General features: G+C 67.3%; 19 protein-coding genes. 9 read left to right on the top strand and 10 right to left on the bottom strand.

Annotated elements, in window-relative coordinates; translation table 11 throughout:
- Positions 1-67: 67 nt before the first annotated feature.
- The 6 genes from RKE40_RS06950 (at position 68) to RKE40_RS06925 (ending at position 5,099) form a co-directional block, all read left to right on the top strand.
- Complete coding sequence (locus RKE40_RS06950) at positions 68-946, top strand: carbohydrate ABC transporter permease (protein WP_316017508.1); 879 nt, start codon at positions 68-70, stop codon at positions 944-946.
- On the top strand, positions 943-1,812 hold the full coding sequence (locus RKE40_RS06945; RefSeq protein ID WP_316017507.1) for a carbohydrate ABC transporter permease: 870 nt from the start codon (positions 943-945) through the stop codon (positions 1,810-1,812). The genes RKE40_RS06950 and RKE40_RS06945 overlap by 4 nt, the downstream gene beginning before the upstream one ends.
- 33 nt (positions 1,813-1,845) lie before the next feature.
- Positions 1,846-2,688 (top strand): endonuclease/exonuclease/phosphatase family protein, encoded by an 843-nt coding sequence (locus RKE40_RS06940; RefSeq protein WP_316017506.1) that lies wholly within the window; start codon positions 1,846-1,848, stop codon positions 2,686-2,688.
- 44 nt (positions 2,689-2,732) lie between these two features.
- On the top strand, positions 2,733-3,566 hold the full coding sequence (locus RKE40_RS06935) for an inositol monophosphatase family protein (protein WP_316017505.1): 834 nt from the start codon (positions 2,733-2,735) through the stop codon (positions 3,564-3,566).
- Between the two features lie 104 nt (positions 3,567-3,670).
- On the top strand, positions 3,671-4,666 hold the full coding sequence (locus RKE40_RS06930; RefSeq protein ID WP_316017504.1) for a LysR family transcriptional regulator: 996 nt from the start codon (positions 3,671-3,673) through the stop codon (positions 4,664-4,666).
- 37 nt (positions 4,667-4,703) lie between these two features.
- Positions 4,704-5,099, top strand: a complete 396-nt coding sequence (locus tag RKE40_RS06925) for a RidA family protein (protein ID WP_291634213.1) — start codon at positions 4,704-4,706, stop codon at positions 5,097-5,099.
- A gap of 76 nt (positions 5,100-5,175) precedes the next feature.
- Here RKE40_RS06925 and RKE40_RS06920 read toward each other — a convergent pair whose 3' ends face one another.
- From RKE40_RS06920 to ybaK, 5 genes are all read right to left on the bottom strand, one after another.
- Positions 5,176-6,420 carry a Zn-dependent hydrolase gene (locus RKE40_RS06920; protein ID WP_316017503.1) on the bottom strand — a complete coding sequence of 415 codons (1,245 nt, stop codon included), beginning with the start codon at positions 6,418-6,420 and terminating at the stop codon, positions 5,176-5,178.
- A gap of 27 nt (positions 6,421-6,447) precedes the next feature.
- Positions 6,448-7,734, bottom strand: coding sequence for a TRAP transporter large permease (locus RKE40_RS06915; protein WP_316017502.1), 1,287 nt, complete (start codon positions 7,732-7,734; stop codon positions 6,448-6,450).
- The gene (locus tag RKE40_RS06910) at positions 7,731-8,234 is read right to left on the bottom strand and encodes a TRAP transporter small permease (protein ID WP_316017501.1); all 504 of its coding nucleotides are present in this window, start codon (positions 8,232-8,234) and stop codon (positions 7,731-7,733) included. Before RKE40_RS06910 ends, RKE40_RS06915 begins: the two co-directional genes overlap by 4 nt.
- A gap of 93 nt (positions 8,235-8,327) precedes the next feature.
- Positions 8,328-9,317, bottom strand: a complete 990-nt coding sequence (locus RKE40_RS06905; protein WP_316017500.1) for a TRAP transporter substrate-binding protein — start codon at positions 9,315-9,317, stop codon at positions 8,328-8,330.
- A 182-nt stretch (positions 9,318-9,499) separates the two neighbouring features.
- The gene (gene ybaK / locus RKE40_RS06900; RefSeq protein WP_316017499.1) at positions 9,500-9,973 is read right to left on the bottom strand and encodes a Cys-tRNA(Pro) deacylase; all 474 of its coding nucleotides are present in this window, start codon (positions 9,971-9,973) and stop codon (positions 9,500-9,502) included.
- Positions 9,974-10,193: 220 nt separating this feature from the next.
- Here ybaK and RKE40_RS06895 point away from each other — a divergent pair, with 220 nt between their 5' ends.
- Positions 10,194-11,096 carry an MBL fold metallo-hydrolase gene (locus tag RKE40_RS06895; protein ID WP_316017498.1) on the top strand — a complete coding sequence of 301 codons (903 nt, stop codon included), beginning with the start codon at positions 10,194-10,196 and terminating at the stop codon, positions 11,094-11,096.
- 50 nt (positions 11,097-11,146) lie between these two features.
- Here RKE40_RS06895 and RKE40_RS06890 read toward each other — a convergent pair whose 3' ends face one another.
- The 5 genes from RKE40_RS06890 to RKE40_RS06870 all read right to left on the bottom strand — a co-directional run bounded on the left by RKE40_RS06890 (position 11,147) and on the right by RKE40_RS06870 (position 14,204).
- Complete coding sequence (locus RKE40_RS06890) at positions 11,147-11,776, bottom strand: rhodanese-like domain-containing protein (RefSeq protein ID WP_316017497.1); 630 nt, start codon at positions 11,774-11,776, stop codon at positions 11,147-11,149.
- 44 nt (positions 11,777-11,820) lie between these two features.
- Positions 11,821-12,042 (bottom strand): YgaP family membrane protein, encoded by a 222-nt coding sequence (locus tag RKE40_RS06885; protein ID WP_316017496.1) that lies wholly within the window; start codon positions 12,040-12,042, stop codon positions 11,821-11,823.
- Between the two features lie 265 nt (positions 12,043-12,307).
- The gene (locus tag RKE40_RS06880; protein ID WP_316017495.1) at positions 12,308-13,384 is read right to left on the bottom strand and encodes a YeeE/YedE family protein; all 1,077 of its coding nucleotides are present in this window, start codon (positions 13,382-13,384) and stop codon (positions 12,308-12,310) included.
- Positions 13,385-13,419: 35 nt separating this feature from the next.
- Positions 13,420-13,797: a metalloregulator ArsR/SmtB family transcription factor gene (locus RKE40_RS06875; RefSeq protein ID WP_316017494.1), complete on the bottom strand. Its 378-nt coding sequence runs from the start codon at positions 13,795-13,797 to the stop codon at positions 13,420-13,422.
- The gene (locus RKE40_RS06870) at positions 13,794-14,204 is read right to left on the bottom strand and encodes a hypothetical protein (protein ID WP_316017493.1); all 411 of its coding nucleotides are present in this window, start codon (positions 14,202-14,204) and stop codon (positions 13,794-13,796) included. Before RKE40_RS06870 ends, RKE40_RS06875 begins: the two co-directional genes overlap by 4 nt.
- Before the next feature lie 81 nt (positions 14,205-14,285).
- Between RKE40_RS06870 and RKE40_RS06865 the strand changes: the two genes are divergently transcribed.
- Positions 14,286-14,996 carry a cytochrome c biogenesis CcdA family protein gene (locus RKE40_RS06865; RefSeq protein ID WP_316017576.1) on the top strand — a complete coding sequence of 237 codons (711 nt, stop codon included), beginning with the start codon at positions 14,286-14,288 and terminating at the stop codon, positions 14,994-14,996.
- A gap of 10 nt (positions 14,997-15,006) precedes the next feature.
- Positions 15,007-15,576: a thioredoxin family protein gene (locus RKE40_RS06860; RefSeq protein WP_316017492.1), complete on the top strand. Its 570-nt coding sequence runs from the start codon at positions 15,007-15,009 to the stop codon at positions 15,574-15,576.
- The last annotated feature ends 31 nt before the right edge of the window (positions 15,577-15,607 follow it).

Genomic DNA, 15,607 nt, shown 5'->3' with positions numbered 1-15,607 from the left:
GCAGAGCTCTTCCGCCCCTGGATTGCTTCGTCGCTCACGCTCCTCGCAATGACGCAGGGCTGAGCCGATGAATAGCCGCGCGACCGCGACCGTCCATGGCTGGCTGCTTCTGCTGCCCGCCATGGCCTGCTTGGCCCTGTTCACGCACTGGCCCGCGATCGCGAGCTTCATCGACAGCTTCATGTCGACCCCGCGGGCGCGCCGTCCGGCGCGTTTCGTGGGACTCGACAACTACCAACAGATGCTCGCCGACCCGATCTTCTGGAAGGCGATGACCAATAATCTCTGGTTCGCCCTGGGCACGATCCCGACCTCCATCGCGCTCGCCTTGCTGATGGCGGTCTGGGTCAACGACAAGATCGTCGGCCGCACCTGGGTCCGGATGGCCTATTTCACCCCGACCATCCTGCCGATGATCGCGGTCGCCAACATCTGGCTGTTCTTCTTCACCCCGCAATACGGCCTGCTCGAGCAGATCGTCGGCTTCTTCGGCGGGCGCAGCACCAACTGGCTGGGCTCGCAGGACACCGCCCTCTACGCCATCACCATCGTGGCAATCTGGAAGGAGGCCGGCTTCTTCATGATCTTCTACCTCGCGGCGCTGCAGGCGATCCCGCCCAGCCTCGGCGAGGCGGCGGCGATCGAGGGGGCTTCGCGCTGGACCTATTTCCGGCGCGTCCAGTTCCCGCTGCTGATGCCGACGACGCTGTTCGTTCTGATCAACGCGGTGATCAATGCCTTCCGCATGGTCGACCATATCTTCGTGATGACGCGCGGCGGCCCGGACAATGCGACGACGCTGCTGCTCTTCTACATCTACCAGGTCGGCTTCGGCTTCTGGGACACCGCCTATGCCGCTGCCCTGACCTGCGTGCTCCTGCTGCTGCTCGCACTGGTCGCCTTCGCGCAATATGGCTGGCTCGAACGCAGGACGCATTATCGATGAGCGCGCCCTCCACGCCGCAGCACGCAGTCTCGGCCGCGCGGACCGACCCCTATTCGCCCAAGGGGCTCGCCCTCTCGCTGGAATCGATCGGCGCGATCCTGCTCGCCGTCATCTGGATCCTGCCGCTCGCCTATGCCGTCTGGGCTGCGATCCACCCGGCCGAGTACACGACGCGCTTCGTGCTGAACGCGCCGCTGACCCTCGACAATTTCACCCGGGCCTGGGCGGCGGCGCCCTTCGCGCGCTATTTCCTCAACACCTTCATCCTCGTCACCATGATCCTGAGCTTTCAGCTCGTGCTCGGCACGCTCGCGGCCTATGCGCTGGCGCGGCAGGATTTCTGGGGGCGGGACGTCGCCTTCGCATTGATCCTGGCGCAGCTGATGATCATGCCGGACGCGCTGATCGTCGAGAACTACCGCACGCTCGCCAAGGTCAACCTGATCGACACGATCACCGCCATCGCCCTGCCCTATATCGCCTCGGCCTTCGGCATCTTCCTGCTGCGCCAGACCTTCAAGACGGTGCCCAAGGAACTCGACGACGCCGCTCGCGTCGAGGGCGCGAGCCCGCTCCAGGTGCTGATGAAGGTCTATGTGCCGCTCGCCAAGCCGACCTACATCGCCTACGGCCTCGTCTCGGTCAGCTACCACTGGAACAACTTCCTCTGGCCGCTGCTGGTCACCAACTCGGTCGAGTCGCGGCCGCTGACCGTCGGCCTGCAGGTCTTCTCCTCCAGCGACCAGGGCATCGACTGGGCGGTGATCTGCGCCGCGACGCTGATGACCTCCGCGCCTCTGCTGGTTGCCTTCCTGCTCTTCCAGCGTCAGTTCGTGCAGAGCTTCATGCGCGCAGGAATCAAGTGACGACATGGATCAAGTGACGACACGGCGGTTCGGATGAAACTGATCACCTGGAACATTCAGTGGGCCCGCGGCATGGACAACCGCGTCGATCCGGCGCGCGTCGTCGCCCATGCCCGGCAGATGGCCGATTTCGACGTGCTCTGCCTGCAGGAGGTCGCCGACAACTTCCCCGAGCTCGACTTCAACGACGAGACCAACCAGTTCGCGCGCTTCGCCGAATTGCTGCCTGGCTTCACGGCGATCGAGGGCATCGGCGTCGATGTCGATGACGGCAAGGGCGGCCGCAGCCGTTTCGGCAACCTCCTGCTGACGCGCTATCCCGTCGCCCAGGCGCTGCGCCATCTCCTGCCCTGGGAAGCGGCCGAGACGCGCAACATGCCGCGCACGCTGATCGAGGCCATGGCGCTGACGCCGATGGGGCCGGTCAGGCTGATGACGACGCATCTGGAGTACTCGGCCTCGGAGTTGCGCGCCGCGCAGGTCGAGGGCATACGCGAGGCCCATCGCATGGCGCTGGCGCGTCATGCCAAGCCCCGTTCCGCCGGGCCTCACACCTACCGGATGACGCCGAGCTCGCCGAGCGCCGTGCTCACCGGCGACTTCAACATGCGGCCGGACGATCCGGTTCTGGCAAAGCTGATGGCGCCCTTCCCGGGCGGCGAGCCGCCGCTGGTCGACCTCTGGCCTTCGGTGATGGGCGAAGCGCCGCATCCGCCGACCGCCAATCTCTTCGACCAGACCTACGGCCAGCCCGGCTGCCTCGACTACGTCCTGGCGACGCCCGATCTCGCGGCCCGCGCCCGCGCCATCGTCTGCGACGTCGAGACCAAGGTCTCCGACCATCAGCCGATCCTCGTCGAGTTCGACCTTAGCTGAACGGCCTCGCCGGAACCTCCTCCTGCTACCAAGACCGGACCACCATGACCTTCTCACGCCAGGACCATGAGACCCTCGCGCGCATCCTTGCCGAGGCGGGCCGCCGCGAGGTGATGCCGCGCTTCCGCAACCTCGCCGCGGGCGAGATCCGCGAGAAGCGCTCGGCGACCGACCTCGTCACCGAGGCCGACGAGGCGGCAGAGCGCTTCATCAGCGCCGAGCTCGCCCGCGCCTTTCCGGGCGCCGCGCTGATCGGCGAGGAGGCCGTCGCCGCCGACCCCGCCCTGCTGGAACGTCTGGCGGATGCCGAGCTCGCCTTCGTCATCGACCCGATCGACGGCACCCTCAACTACGCCTCAGACCTGCCCCTCTTCGCGGTGATGGCCGCGGCGCTGGTCAAGGGCGAGGTCGTCGCGGCGGTGATCCATGATCCCGTCGTCGCAGACAGCGCCATGGCACTACGTGGCGAAGGCGCCTGGCTCGCGCGCGAGGACGGCAAGAGCCGCGACCTGAAGGTGGCCCCGGGCGCCGCCCCTGCCGAAATGACCGGCATGATGAGCTGGCAGTATTTCCCGGAGCCGCTGCGCAGCGAATTGCCCGGTCGCATGCCGGCCTTCGCCAATGTCTCCTCGCTGCGCTGCTGCGGCCACGAGTACCGGCTGGCCGCCGCCGGGAACGGGCATTTCCTGCTCTATGGGCGCCTCAGCCCCTGGGACCACGCGCCGGGCTCGCTGATCTATGCCGAGGCCGGCGGCCATGTCCGGATGCTGGACGGCGAGCCCTACCGCCCGGCTCAGCCGACGCTCGGCCTGCTCTGCGCGCCCGATCGCGAGAGCTGGCTGCGCACCCGGGCGATCCTGGCGCCATCCTTCGCCTGAGCGGCCGCGTGGCCGCGAGAAAGCCGTTGCCACCTCCCGGCATCGGAGTCGATATGGGGCCAACCTGCCGTTGAGCCTCTCCCGCGAGGCTCGGGAGAGCCCCGTTGAATGCGACACGCCCCAAGCTGCACCACCTGAACTGGAACCTGCTCCACACCTTCCTGGTGATCGTGGAAGAGCGTTCCATCACCAAGGCGGCCGACCGCCTGCTGGTCCGGCAGCCCTCGGTCAGCGCCGCCCTGCAGCGGCTGGAGGAAACGCTGGGCAGCCAGCTGATCCAGCGCGACAGCCGCCGCTTCGTGCTGACCAAGCGCGGCGAGCTGCTCTACAAGGAATGCGTCGACATCTATCGCAGCGTCGCCCGCATCGGCGACAAGCTTTCGGAGGAGCATGACGAGCTCACCGGGCTCGTCCGTATCCTGGTCGTCACCCATGTCGTGATGCCGGTGCTCGACCGTTCGCTGACCCTGCTGAACCGCCAGCACCCCTCGGTCAATGTCCGCATCGACGTCGCGACCAGCCAGGACATCGTCCGCGCCGTCTCGCAGAAGCTCAGCCCGTTCGGCATCTGCCTCTTGCCGAATCCGCTGGCCGGGTTGACCTGCCGCCTGCTGCTGCGCGAGGAATTCGGCATCCTGTGCGGACGCGACCACCCGCTCTACGGGCTGAAGGACATCCCGCTCGCCGACATGAAGGACGAGCCGTTCATCGCGCTCGCCTGCGGCCAGGACGGCGCGCTCGAGCCGATGGTCTCGCTGCGCCAGGGCGTCGGCCTCGGCAGCCGCATCGTCGGCTCCAGCCCCAATCTCGAGGAGGTCGCACGGATGATCGCCGCCGGCATGGGCATCGGCATCCTGCCTGTCGCCTCCGTCCAGGACGCGCTCGATGCCGGCTCGCTCTGGGACCTCTCCTCGCCGGACGAGAATCTCGGCGCCGACCTCTACTTCATCACCAACCCGGCGATGGAGCTGAGCGCCGCCGAAGCGGCGTTCCAGCGTGTCTTCGAGGCCGAATTGCTGGCGGCCGAGCCGGCGGGCGACGACCCGGACTCTGTTTCGGATAGCCAATATCTATCTGACGCCCCGCTCAAAGCGCTCTAGCCTTCGCGGGAACCAGATCGAGAAGGCCGTGCCTGCAATGAAACGAGAAATCATCGAAGTCCCCGTCATCTCCGAGGCGATCCGCCGGCTGGGCGCCCCGACCTCGGCGCTGGCCCGCGCCGGCGACCTGCTCTTCACCTGCGGCATGCCGCCGGTCGACCTCGTGACCGGCGAGATCGTCACCGGCGATATCGAGACCCAGACCCGCGCCGCGCTCGATGCGCTCGACGTCGCGCTGCGCCATGGCGGCTCCTCGCTCGACGCCGTGGTGAAGGCGACCGTCTACGTCACCGACCCCGCCTTGATGGCGGGCGTCAACGCCGTCTACCGCACCCGCTTCGCCGACGGATTCCCGGCCCGCACCAGCCTCGCCATCAAGCCCTGGCCCCTGCCCTTCGACATCGAGATCGAGTGCGTCGCCACGATCGGCTGAAGCGCCTCGCACCAGAACGCAAAGGGCTCGCCAGGCAATGCCTGGCGAGCCCTTTTTTGTTCGAGTTGCCGCGGCCTTAGCGGTCGGCGCGCGCGACGACCGCCTGGAGCAGCACGTTGAGGCCGGGCTCGAGATCGTCCCGGTCGCAGTTTTCCTCGTTATTGTGGGTGATGCCGCCCTTGCAGGGCGCGAAGATCATCGTGGTCGGGGCATGGCGCGCGACAAAATAAGCATCGTGCCCGGCCTGGCTCAGGATGTCCTGTGTCCGGTAGCCCATGGCGAGCGAGGCGCTGCGGACCTGGTCGATCAGTTCCGGAGCGAAGATCGCGCCGCCCCAGTTCCAGACATCGAGGATCTCGGCGCTGCAGCCGGCACGGGCTGCCGCCTCGCCGACGGCGCGGCGCATGCGCTCGGCCATCACCTGTGCGGTTTCAGGGTCGGAATGGCGGACATCGCAGACCGTCTGGGCCCAGTCGGAGAGGATGCCCGGCTTGTTCGGCCAGGCGATCAGCCGTGCCGCCGTCGCCTTGCCGCCGCTGCCGGCATATTCCCAGCCGAGCTCGTCGACGGCGACCAGCAGGCGCGCGCCGGCGATCAGCGCGTTCTTGCGCCGTTCCATCGGCCAGGGACCGGTATGGGCGGTCTCGCCGCGGAACTCGACCAGCATGCCGGTGCTCGGGAAGCCGCCGGTAACGACGCCGACCTGCATGCCGTCGCGATCGAGATAGTAGCCCTGCTCGATATGGAACTCGAAATAGGCGTCGAAGGCGTGCGGCTTCTCCTCCATCTCGCCGAGATAGCCGATCCGGGCCAGCTCCTCGCCGATCGACTTGCCGTCATCGTCGCGACGCTCGCGCGCCCATTCGAGGCCATAGGCGCCGACGAAGCAGCCGGAGCCGACCATGGGCGGCGAGAAGCGGCTGCCTTCCTCATTGGTCCAGTTGACCACTTCGAGCGGCCGGCGGGTACGATGGCCGAGCGTATCGAGCGCGCGGCAGACCTCGAGCCCGCCGAGCACGCCGGCGATGCCGTCGAAGCGCCCGCCATTCACCTGCGTGTCGAGATGGCTGCCCATCACAACCGGCGGCAGGTTGTCGTCGAGGCCCGGACGACGCGCGAAGATGTTGCCCATGCCGTCGATCCGGACCTTAAGCCCGGCCTCGCGGCACCAGCCGACGAACTCGTCGCGCATCTGCTTGTCGGCATCGCCGAGCGCAAGTCGCGAGAGACCGCCCGGCCGGCCGCGGCCGATCTCAGCCGAACGCTCGAGGGTTGCCCAATAGCGCTCGATATCGACGCGCGCAGATGCTGGCAGTGCCATCACACTCTCCTGACTATCTGGATATTCTCAGTGGCCGAACAGGCGCGCCGGGCCGAGCACGATGCCGGGGAACAGCACCATCAGCAGCAGCACCGCCACCATCGAGCCGATGAACGGCAGCAGGTAGCGGAACGAGGCCGACATCGGGATGCCGCCGACCCGACAGGCCGCCATCAGGTCTATGCCGAGCGGCGGCGTGTTCGCGCCGATCGCGAGGTTCACCGTCAGCAGCACGCCGAAGAACACGGGATCGATCTGGTAGGCGCGCAGGATCGGCACGAAGACCGGCGCCAGGATCAGGATGATCGCGATGGTCTCCATGAAGGTGCCGAGGATCAGCAGCACGCCCATCATCAAGAGGAGCGCGACGGTGGCGCTGTTCGTCGCCGAGGAAATCGCGTTGACGATCAGCTGCGGCACCTGCTCGGCCGCCAGGATCCAGCCGAAGATGCTGGCGCAGGCGATGACGAAGAGGATCGAGGCAGAGCTCTCGGCCGTCTGCTTCACCAGGTTCCAGATCAGCGGAAAAGTCAGCTTGCGGTAGATCAGGCCGCCGACGATCAGCGCATAGAGCACGCCGATGCCGGCTGCTTCCGTCGCCGTGAAGATGCCGCCGCGGATGCCGCCGATGATGATCACCGGGCCGAGCAGGGCGAGCGAGGAATCCTTCAGTGCCAGCCAGAGCTCGCGCCAGTTGAAGGCCTCGCCGCCGCGCCAATCGTTCCGGCGGGCAATGATGTACGCGACGATCATCAGGCCGAGGCCGGTCAGGATGCCGGGGACGATGGCAGCGACGAAGAGCGCGCCGATCGAGGTGTTGGTGGCTGTGCCGTAGACGATCAGCACGATGCTCGGCGGGATCACCGTGCCGAGCGAGCCCGCGCAGCCGAGCAGCGAGCAGGAGAAGCCGGTGTCGTAGCCGCGCTCCTTCATTGCCGGCAGCATCATCGTGCCGATCGCCACGACGTCGGCGACGCCGGAGCCCGAAAGCGCGCCGAACATCATGCAGCCCATCACCATGACGATGGCGAGGCCGCCGCGGGCGCGCCCGACGATGGCGCTGCAGAGCCGAATGATGCGCGGCGTCAGGTCGCCATGGAGCAGCAACAGGCCGGCGAGCAGGAAGAGCGGGATCGCGAGCAGGGTGAAGGAGTCGATGCCGGCGAGGACGCGCTGCGCCACGACGATCATCGGCGCGAGGTCCGACACCAGGAGGTAGACGACCGAGGCGAGGCCGAGCGCGACCGCGATCGGCGCGTCCAGCGCCACCAGCACGGTGAAGCTGGCGAGCAGCAGGGCAAGTCCGAGCGTCACGGGGCGCGCTCCTTCAAGAGGGGCAGGAGGATGACGATAGCCGAGAGGCCGGCTCCGATCGGCAGCGCCACATAGACGACGGCATTGGGGATCTGCAGCGCGGTCGTCAGGCTGTCGAGGCCGGCTTCGGTCAGCTGCCAGCCGGTATAGGCGAGGATGGCGAAGAACAACGCGGTCAGCAGCCGGGCGACGGTCTCCAGCTTGCCCCGCAGGCGCTCATTGCGCACCAGGAGTGGCAGCAGGCCGGCATTCAGATGGCTGGCGCGGACCGTCGCCGGCACGAGGCCGATGAAGACGCTCCAGACCAGCAGGCTGCGCGGCAGCTCCTCGGACCAGTACGGCGTCGTGCCGAGAAGATAGCGCCCGAGGGCGACATAGACCACGACGGCGCTGAACAGCGCGACGCCGATGGAGGAGACGGCCAATGTCAGCCGGTCGACGATGTCGACGCCGCGGGCGAGCGCGCTCCTGGGCGCGGCAGGCGATGAGTCGGGGGTCACGAGAGCCTCTCCTCGGCGGGATTGGGATCGCCGGAAGGCGAGACGCCGCCAGGCCTTCACCTGGCGGCGTCCTGCCGGTCCGCGATTGCGGAGTTACTTGCGGTACTTGTCGAGCAGCGCCATCAGCGCCGGGCCGTACACCGCTTCCTGCGACTTCCAGACCGGCTGGACCGCGGCGATGAACGGCGTCGGGTCGACCTTGTTGACGGTCATGCCCTTGGCGGTCAGCTTCTCGACCAGCTGCTGGTCGGAGGCGGTGACCATCTTGCGCTGCTCGTCGCGCCACTTGGCGGCGGCGGCCAGAACGGCTTCCTTGTCGGCCGGGCCGACCTGATCCCAGATCCGCTTGCTGACGACGAGGCAGGCCGCGCCCCAGACATGGCCGGTCAGGGCAACGTACTTCTGGACGTCAGCGAAGGACGAGGAATCGATGATCGAGAGCGGGTTCTCCTGCGCGTCGAACACGCCCTGCTGCAGCGCCGAGTAGAGTTCGCCGAAGGCCAGCGGGGCCGGCTCGGCGCCGAGCGCGCGGAAAGTGTCGAGGCGCACCTTGTCGGGCGTCACGCGGATCTTCACGCCCTTCAGGTCTTCCGGCTTGTTGACCGGCGCCTTCTTGGTGGTGATGTGGCGATAGCCGTTCTCCCACCAGCCCAGCACCACGATGTTCTTGGCTGCGAGCAGCTTGGCGAGCTCGGTGCCCATCTCGCCATCGAAGGCGGCGAAGGCCTTCTCGCGGGTCGGCCACGCATAGGGCAGCTCGACGATGCCCATGCGCGGCTCGATCGGCTGGAACGAGCCGCTGCCGATCACGCCGCCCTGCATCGTGCCGATCTGCAGCCCTTCGACGACGTCCTTCTCCGTGCCGAGCTGCCCCGACGGGAAGACCTGGATCGTGACGCGGCCTTCGGTCGCCTTGGCGACATCCTCGGCGAAGCCCTTCGCCGCGAGGTTCCAGCTATGGTTCTCGGCGAGCACATGGCCGAGCCGGATCTGGACTTTGTTCTGCGCCATCGCCGGCACGGCGGCGAAACAGCCGAGGACCGCGGCGACCTTCGCCAATGCGGTCATTCCCACGAATTTCATGGTTTTTACCCCTCTATGCGGCTTTGTAGCTATGCCCGTGATTGTTTGGGGCATGAGCGTGGCTGGCAAATAGATATTCGCTATGCTTGGCATCCGGCCTGCCGCCAGTGCCTTGCCGAGCGGCGCAACACCGCCCTCGCCCGCGCATTCGATCGGCTTTCGGAGCCGCCGAAAAAGCTGCCTCAGGCGACGACCGGCGCGACGATGGCGTTCAGCGCCGAGACCAGATCGGCCGGCCGCATCCTGAGCTGCAATCCGCGCTGGCCGCCATTGAGGTAGACCAGCTCATGCACAAGCGCCTGCTCTTCGATCGCGGTCGGGATCCGCCGCATCTGCCCGAAAGGGCTGATGCCGCCGACCTTGTAGCCGGTCAGCCGCTCGGCCTCGGGCGGCTTCATCATCTGGGCCGACTTGCCGCCGAAGGCCGCGGCGAGCCTCTTCATCGAGACCTCGCGATCGGACGGCACGATCACGCAGGCCGGCTTACCGTCGACCAGCGCCATCAGTCTCTTGAGCACGCGCTGCGGCGGCTCGCCCAGGGCCTCGGCCGCCTGCAGGCCGACCTTGTCGGCGCCGGGGTCGTAATCATAGCTGTGGACGGTGAAGGCGACGCCCGCCTGCTCCAGCGCCTTCGTCGCCCTTGTCGCCTTCGACATTCCAGCCTCCAGGGCGCAGCCGCCATGGCCGCAACCGTCCGATGAGGCGCGGACCATCTTCCGCGGCCGGAGCGAGGTCAATGCGGAGATCTGCAGGCCGGGCACGCGCCGGGCACCAGCCTGCCCCTGCGACGACCGGCACAAGGCCGGCTTGCCGCAGTCCGGAAACCAGATATATTCAAAGATAAAGATACATCGAACATAATCCTGGGGAGGATCCATGCTGAACCGTCGCGACATGTTGCTGGGCGGCGCGGCCGCCGCGCTGGCCGGCTCCGCTTCGGGCGCCTTCTCCCAGGTCGTCGCCACCGCCAAACAGGGCGAGCGGGCGATCTCGATCCTCAGCGACGGCAGTTTCGAGCTGCCGCAATCGATGCTGGCCCGCGATGTCCCGCTCGACGCGGTTTCCCAAGCGACCAAGGTCAGCGGCCCGACCGTCAGCGTGCTGAACGTCACCTGCTTCCGGCAGGGCGATCAGGTCATCGTCTTCGACAGCGGCTCGGGCTCCAACTTCCTGCCCGGCACCGGCAAGCTCGCCGCCAGCCTGGAAGCCGCCGGCATCGCGCCCGACAGCGTCACCCATGTCCTGTTCACGCATCTCCACCCCGACCACTTCTGGGGTGCGCTCGACGATTTCGACACGCCGCTCTTTCCGAACGCCCGCTGGCATGCCGACAAGCGCGAGGTCGCCTTCTGGACCAACGCCAAGGTCTACGAGAAGCTGCCCGAGGACCGGCACGCCTTCGCCGCCGGCGCCCAGCGCATCGTCAAGGCGTTGGGCGACTCGCTGGAATTGCACGATGCTGGGTCGGAATGGGTGCCGGGCGTCGCCGCCTTCGACACCGCCGGCCACACGCCCGGCCACGTATCATTCGAGCTCAAGGATGCAGGCGGACCGGTCTTCGTGCTCGGCGATGCGCTGACGCACCGGATCGCCTCCTTCGCCCATCCGGAATGGCGCCCGGCCTCCGACCATGACGCCGATCTCGCGGTCGCGACCCGGCGCCGGGTGCTCGACCGCGCCGCGAACGAGAAGGCCCAGGTGATCGGCTATCATCTCGACGGCGCCATCGGCCGCGTCGAGCGCGACGGCAACGCCTATCGCTTCGTCACCGGCAGCTGAGCGCAGGGCGATGTAAAGCGGCGCCGTTCCTGCCGGCGCGCCCCTTCCGCTCACTGTCCCGCAGCGTAGAACTTCGCCTTGTCGGGCTTGTAGGTCCAGGCCAGCCCAGCATTCTTCCAGCCATTGACCGTGCGCTGGCCGTAAGATGACGTATCGCCCTCGAAGCCCTCATACTGGCTGTAGACCTGGGTGAACCCGGCCTCGGCCAGCTTGTCGGCGGCGCGGGCCGAGCGGTCGCCGGAACGGCACATCAGGATGACGCGGTCGTTCTTGGTCAGGCCCTTGGCGGCCAGCAGACGCTCGACGTCGCGGCTGAAGACCGGGTTCGCATCGAGCTTGTAGCGCCCCTCCTTGTCGTCCCAATCCCAGAATTCGGTCACCTCGACGAACGGGACATGGCCGTCGATGACAGGCGCCCAGCCGGTGAACATCATCTCCGCCCGGGTCCGTACGTCGACGAACAAGGTGCGGGCGCCGTCCCGGCTCATCGTCTCCGCCGCCTCGCGCGGCCGCATGTAGAGGCCGAGCGAGGTCTGCTTGGCCTTCGGAATGGCGGCCTGCGCCTGGGCGGCAGCATTGGCAGGCGGCGCGGTGCCCGGAACGACCGGAGCCTGCGCCGAGGCGGAAGAAGCTGCAACGGCCATGACGATGGCCGACAGGATCGCGATCTGGCGTTTCATGCGGATGTCCCTCACCGGTCCCTGCTATGCCTGCGCCGCGCCGCTCAGAGCGGCTTGTGCGGGCAGGTGCGGATGCCGAGCAGCGTGTAGGCCGGGCAGAAGCGGAACAGCGCCGTCGCCAGCATGACCACGCCCCAGGCCGTCAGCGCGTATTTCCACGCTCCCCAGCCGGCGACGAGCTCGGCCAGCGGCGACACGAACGCCGCCATGACGAGCACGATACCGACGACGAAGCGAACCCAGCGATCAAGGACACCGACATTCATCGACCCGCTCCATGTTACAACATATTAATATTCATATATATGAATTATAAAATGTCAATGACACCGCTGCGCGGCATTACCGGTCCATGGCCATGATTGTGGAAGCCGCCGCGCCGCCGTTCGATGATGTCGATCAAACAACACAGCGATTTTCCGGAATTGCGGCCCCGTGCGCGGGCCAGTCCGGCAGGCCGGCACACCACAGACCGCCTGCAATGCACTGACGGCGCATATCGCCGCAGGGTGACGCTGGAACCCGCTCCGCTCAGCGGCGGAAGATGAAGAGGTTCCGGATCGAGCCTTCCATCAGGAAGGCGATGCCGAGTCGGGCGCCGATCATCATGCCACCGATCGCCAGCGGCCAGGACAGCGCCATCATCGAGCCGGCCGAGATGCCCTGCCCGATCGTGCAACCGCCGGCGAGCACGCCCCCGCCCCCCATCAGCACCGCCCCGAGCAGGTGCCGGCGCATTTCGTAATGGTCGTCGAAGGCTTCCCAGCGGAACTCGGCATCGAACAGCGCCGAGGCGAAGGAGCCGCAGACCACGCCGACGATCGTGCCGACGCCGAAATCGAACAGCCCGACCGGCGTCGTCAAAACCGCATAGAGCGCCCGGCCGACCGGCGAGACGAAGGTCAGGCTCTGCGTCCGCGGGTTGAGGGCGAACTCGTCGATCGCCACCCCGGTCGCCCACCAGCCCAACACCACGCCGAGCCCGAGCGTCAGCCCGGCGATCAGCAGGCGCGGCGAGCGCCGCAGTCGGCGATCGATAAGCACCGCCCCGATCAGGAAGGCCGGAACGAGGGTGCCGAGCGCGAGCCGCAGGTCGCCTACTCCCAGCCATTCCAGCACCGAAGGCAGGTCGCCCTGCACCGAGCCCGGCACGGCGACCGCGACCTTCTCCAGAACGTCGATCCGCAGCGGCGCCAGGATGCCGCGCAGCGTCGCATAGGCCACGGCGCCGAAGACCATCATCACGATCAGGCTGCGCAGGTCGCCGGCGCCGAGCCGGATCAGCGAGCCGAAGCTGCAGGTTCCGACCAGCGCCATGCCGATGCCGAACAGAGTGCTGCCGAGGAGGATCGAGAACCAGGCGAGCGCGCTCGGCACATAGGTCGAGAATTCGGGCGAGAGATCGCCGCGCCAGACCATCAGCTGCGTACCGAACAGCGCGACCGCGAGCGCCAGCCCGAAGATCCGCAGTCGGCGCGTATCGCCGCCGATCCAAAAATCCTCGACGGCGCCGAAGGAGCAGAGCCGCGCCCGCCTGACGGTGAAGCCGCAGGCGGCGCCGACCAGGACGCCGACGATCGTCACGGCCCAGGGAGAAAGCGGTGTCACGGTTCAGCGCCCGGGCAACGGGAGCATTTTTCCGGTCAATCCTCGTTCGCCGGCTTCTGCGGCCCGCAGAAGATGTCGTAGATCACCGAAATCATGCGCCGGACATCGTCATTGGCGAGGCTGTAATAGATCGCCTTGCCGTCGCGCCGCGTCGTCACCAGCTGGTCGAGTCGCAGGCGCGCCAATTGCTGCGACACCATCGGCTGACGCAAGGAAAGGATGTGCTCCAGCTCGGTCACCGTGCGCTCGCGCTCGGCGAGCAGGCAGAGCAGCAGGAGGCGGTTTTCATGCGACAGCGCCTTGAGGAAATCGCTCGCCTTGCGCGCCTTGCGCATCAGGACATCGAGCTCCGGGGAGAATTCCTCGCCGTCGCGCAGCTCGGTCTCGAGAGCCTTGGAAACGATCGCGCTCATTGTCTTTCCATCGTCGCGGACAGGCCGCTCGTTCGCTCTATCGTCTTTTCTATGTCAGCAAGCATCTTGCCAAGCAAACCCCAGAACGTGTCGTTGCTGAGATAGCCGGTGATCCGGCCGACCTCGCGCCCCTGCGAGACCAGCACGAAAGTCGGCGTGTAGCGCACCGGCTTGGCAAGCGTGGGCTCGGCCGGGCCGCCCTTGCCGAGGTCGATCCGCCGCAGCGGTGCCGCGCGCCCCTCTGCCGTCTTGTCGTAGCCCGGCGCGACCTCGCGGTCCCAGCGCTCGCACCAGACGCAGCCCGCGCGCTCGAACATCAAGAGCTCGGCACCGCGGGCCGCCATCGCCGGCAGCAGCAGCGCAGAGGCGACCAGCAAAGCACGCATGACATTGGCGGTTGCATTCATCGCGTTAACATAGTCGTATTCAGATATATAAACCAGAGGCAGGATCAGAGCGTGTTCGACATCTCGATCGCCGGCGCTTTCATGGCCGGGCTGCTCTCCTTCCTCAGCCCCTGCGTGCTGCCCTTGGTGCCGCCCTATCTCTGCTTCCTGGCCGGCGTCGGCATCGGCGAGTTGTCGGGCTCAAGCGGCCGGCTTGAGGCCCGCCAGTCGCGCCGGATCGTCATGATGGCCGGCGCCTTCGTGCTCGGCTTCACCACCGTCTTCGTCGCGCTCGGCGCCACCGCCTCGACCATCGGCGCCGTCGTCACCGCCTATTTCGAGACGCTCTCGATCATCGCCGGCGCGCTGATCCTGATCATGGGCCTGCATTTCCTCGGCTGGCTGCGGATTCCCCTGCTCTATCGCGAGGCGCGCTTCCAGACCGAGCGCAAGCCGGCGAGCATGGTCGGGGCCTATCTCGTCGGCCTCGCCTTCGCCTTCGGCTGGACGCCCTGCGTCGGACCGGTGCTCGCGACGGTGCTGATGGTCGCCGGTGCGGAAGGCACCGCCGCGCGCGGGGCGACGCTGCTCGCCGCCTATTCGCTGGGGATCGGCGTGCCCTTCCTGCTCGCCGCAGTGTTCGCCGGCCCCGTCCTCAATCTGATGGCGCGCTTCCGGCGGCACATGCCGGTGGTCGAGAAGACCATGGGCGCGGCCCTCGTCGTCACCGGCCTGCTGTTCATGACCGGCACCATGCCGGTTCTGGCCGGCTGGCTGCTCCAGACATTCCCGGCTCTCGGCACGATCGGATAGGGAGAGGCTGATGCTGACGCGCAGAACCCTGCTGGGCACCGCCTTCGCGGCGACGCTGGCGAAACCGGCCGCCGGCGCCACCCTGGGCGAGGACGGGCTCTACCATCTCGATTGGTATCTCGAGAGTTTCCTCGACCTTCCCGAGGACCTGCAGACCGCGACCACCAATGGCAAGCGGCTCGCCATCATGTGGGGGCTGAAGGGCTGCCCGGCCTGCCGGCGCATGCACGAGGTCCATCTCGCCGACCCCGCCATCGAGGGCTACATCAAGGCGAATTTCGAGGTGCTGCACCTCAACCATATCGGCGCCCGCGAAGTCACCGATTTCGATGGCAGCAAGCTCGGCGAGAAGCAGCTCGGCGAGCGCTACGGCGTCAGGTTCACCCCGACGATCCAGTTCCTGCCCGAAAGCGCGGACGGGCTGAAGGCGCGCAAGCCGCAGGAGCGCGAGGTCGCCCGCATGCCAGGCCTGCTCGATCCCCCGCAATTCCTGGCGATGTTCCGCTATGTCCGCGAGAAGGGCTATGAGAGCGCGCCCTTCCCCGACTGGCTGAAGCGCAACCCGGTCAAGTCGGGCTGAGCCGAAACCGAAGAAGGCGGGCCGCAAATGC

The organism is Allobosea rubneri (assembly GCF_032464875.1).
GTDB classification, from domain to species: domain Bacteria; phylum Pseudomonadota; class Alphaproteobacteria; order Rhizobiales; family Beijerinckiaceae; genus Allobosea; species Allobosea rubneri.
The sequence above is the reverse complement of the archived record's forward strand: the minus strand, read 5'-3'. Positions and strand labels throughout refer to the sequence as shown.

Bases quoted from the DNA above. Each gene is read 5' to 3' on its own strand.
- RKE40_RS06950 (WP_316017508.1), top strand. From the start codon at position 68: ATGAATAGCCGCGCGACCGCGACCGTCCATGGCTGGCTGCTTCTGCTG.
- RKE40_RS06945 (WP_316017507.1), top strand. From the start codon at position 943: ATGAGCGCGCCCTCCACGCCGCAGCACGCAGTCTCGGCCGCGCGGACC.
- RKE40_RS06940 (WP_316017506.1), top strand. From the start codon at position 1,846: ATGAAACTGATCACCTGGAACATTCAGTGGGCCCGCGGCATGGACAAC.
- RKE40_RS06935 (WP_316017505.1), top strand. From the start codon at position 2,733: ATGACCTTCTCACGCCAGGACCATGAGACCCTCGCGCGCATCCTTGCC.
- RKE40_RS06925 (WP_291634213.1), top strand. From the start codon at position 4,704: ATGAAACGAGAAATCATCGAAGTCCCCGTCATCTCCGAGGCGATCCGC.
- RKE40_RS06920 (WP_316017503.1), bottom strand. From the start codon at position 6,420: ATGGCACTGCCAGCATCTGCGCGCGTCGATATCGAGCGCTATTGGGCA.
- RKE40_RS06905 (WP_316017500.1), bottom strand. From the start codon at position 9,317: ATGAAATTCGTGGGAATGACCGCATTGGCGAAGGTCGCCGCGGTCCTC.
- ybaK (WP_316017499.1), bottom strand. From the start codon at position 9,973: ATGTCGAAGGCGACAAGGGCGACGAAGGCGCTGGAGCAGGCGGGCGTC.
- RKE40_RS06895 (WP_316017498.1), top strand. From the start codon at position 10,194: ATGCTGAACCGTCGCGACATGTTGCTGGGCGGCGCGGCCGCCGCGCTG.
- RKE40_RS06890 (WP_316017497.1), bottom strand. From the start codon at position 11,776: ATGAAACGCCAGATCGCGATCCTGTCGGCCATCGTCATGGCCGTTGCA.
- RKE40_RS06885 (WP_316017496.1), bottom strand. From the start codon at position 12,042: ATGAATGTCGGTGTCCTTGATCGCTGGGTTCGCTTCGTCGTCGGTATC.
- RKE40_RS06875 (WP_316017494.1), bottom strand. From the start codon at position 13,797: ATGAGCGCGATCGTTTCCAAGGCTCTCGAGACCGAGCTGCGCGACGGC.
- RKE40_RS06870 (WP_316017493.1), bottom strand. From the start codon at position 14,204: ATGAATGCAACCGCCAATGTCATGCGTGCTTTGCTGGTCGCCTCTGCG.
- RKE40_RS06865 (WP_316017576.1), top strand. From the start codon at position 14,286: ATGGCCGGGCTGCTCTCCTTCCTCAGCCCCTGCGTGCTGCCCTTGGTG.
- RKE40_RS06860 (WP_316017492.1), top strand. From the start codon at position 15,007: ATGCTGACGCGCAGAACCCTGCTGGGCACCGCCTTCGCGGCGACGCTG.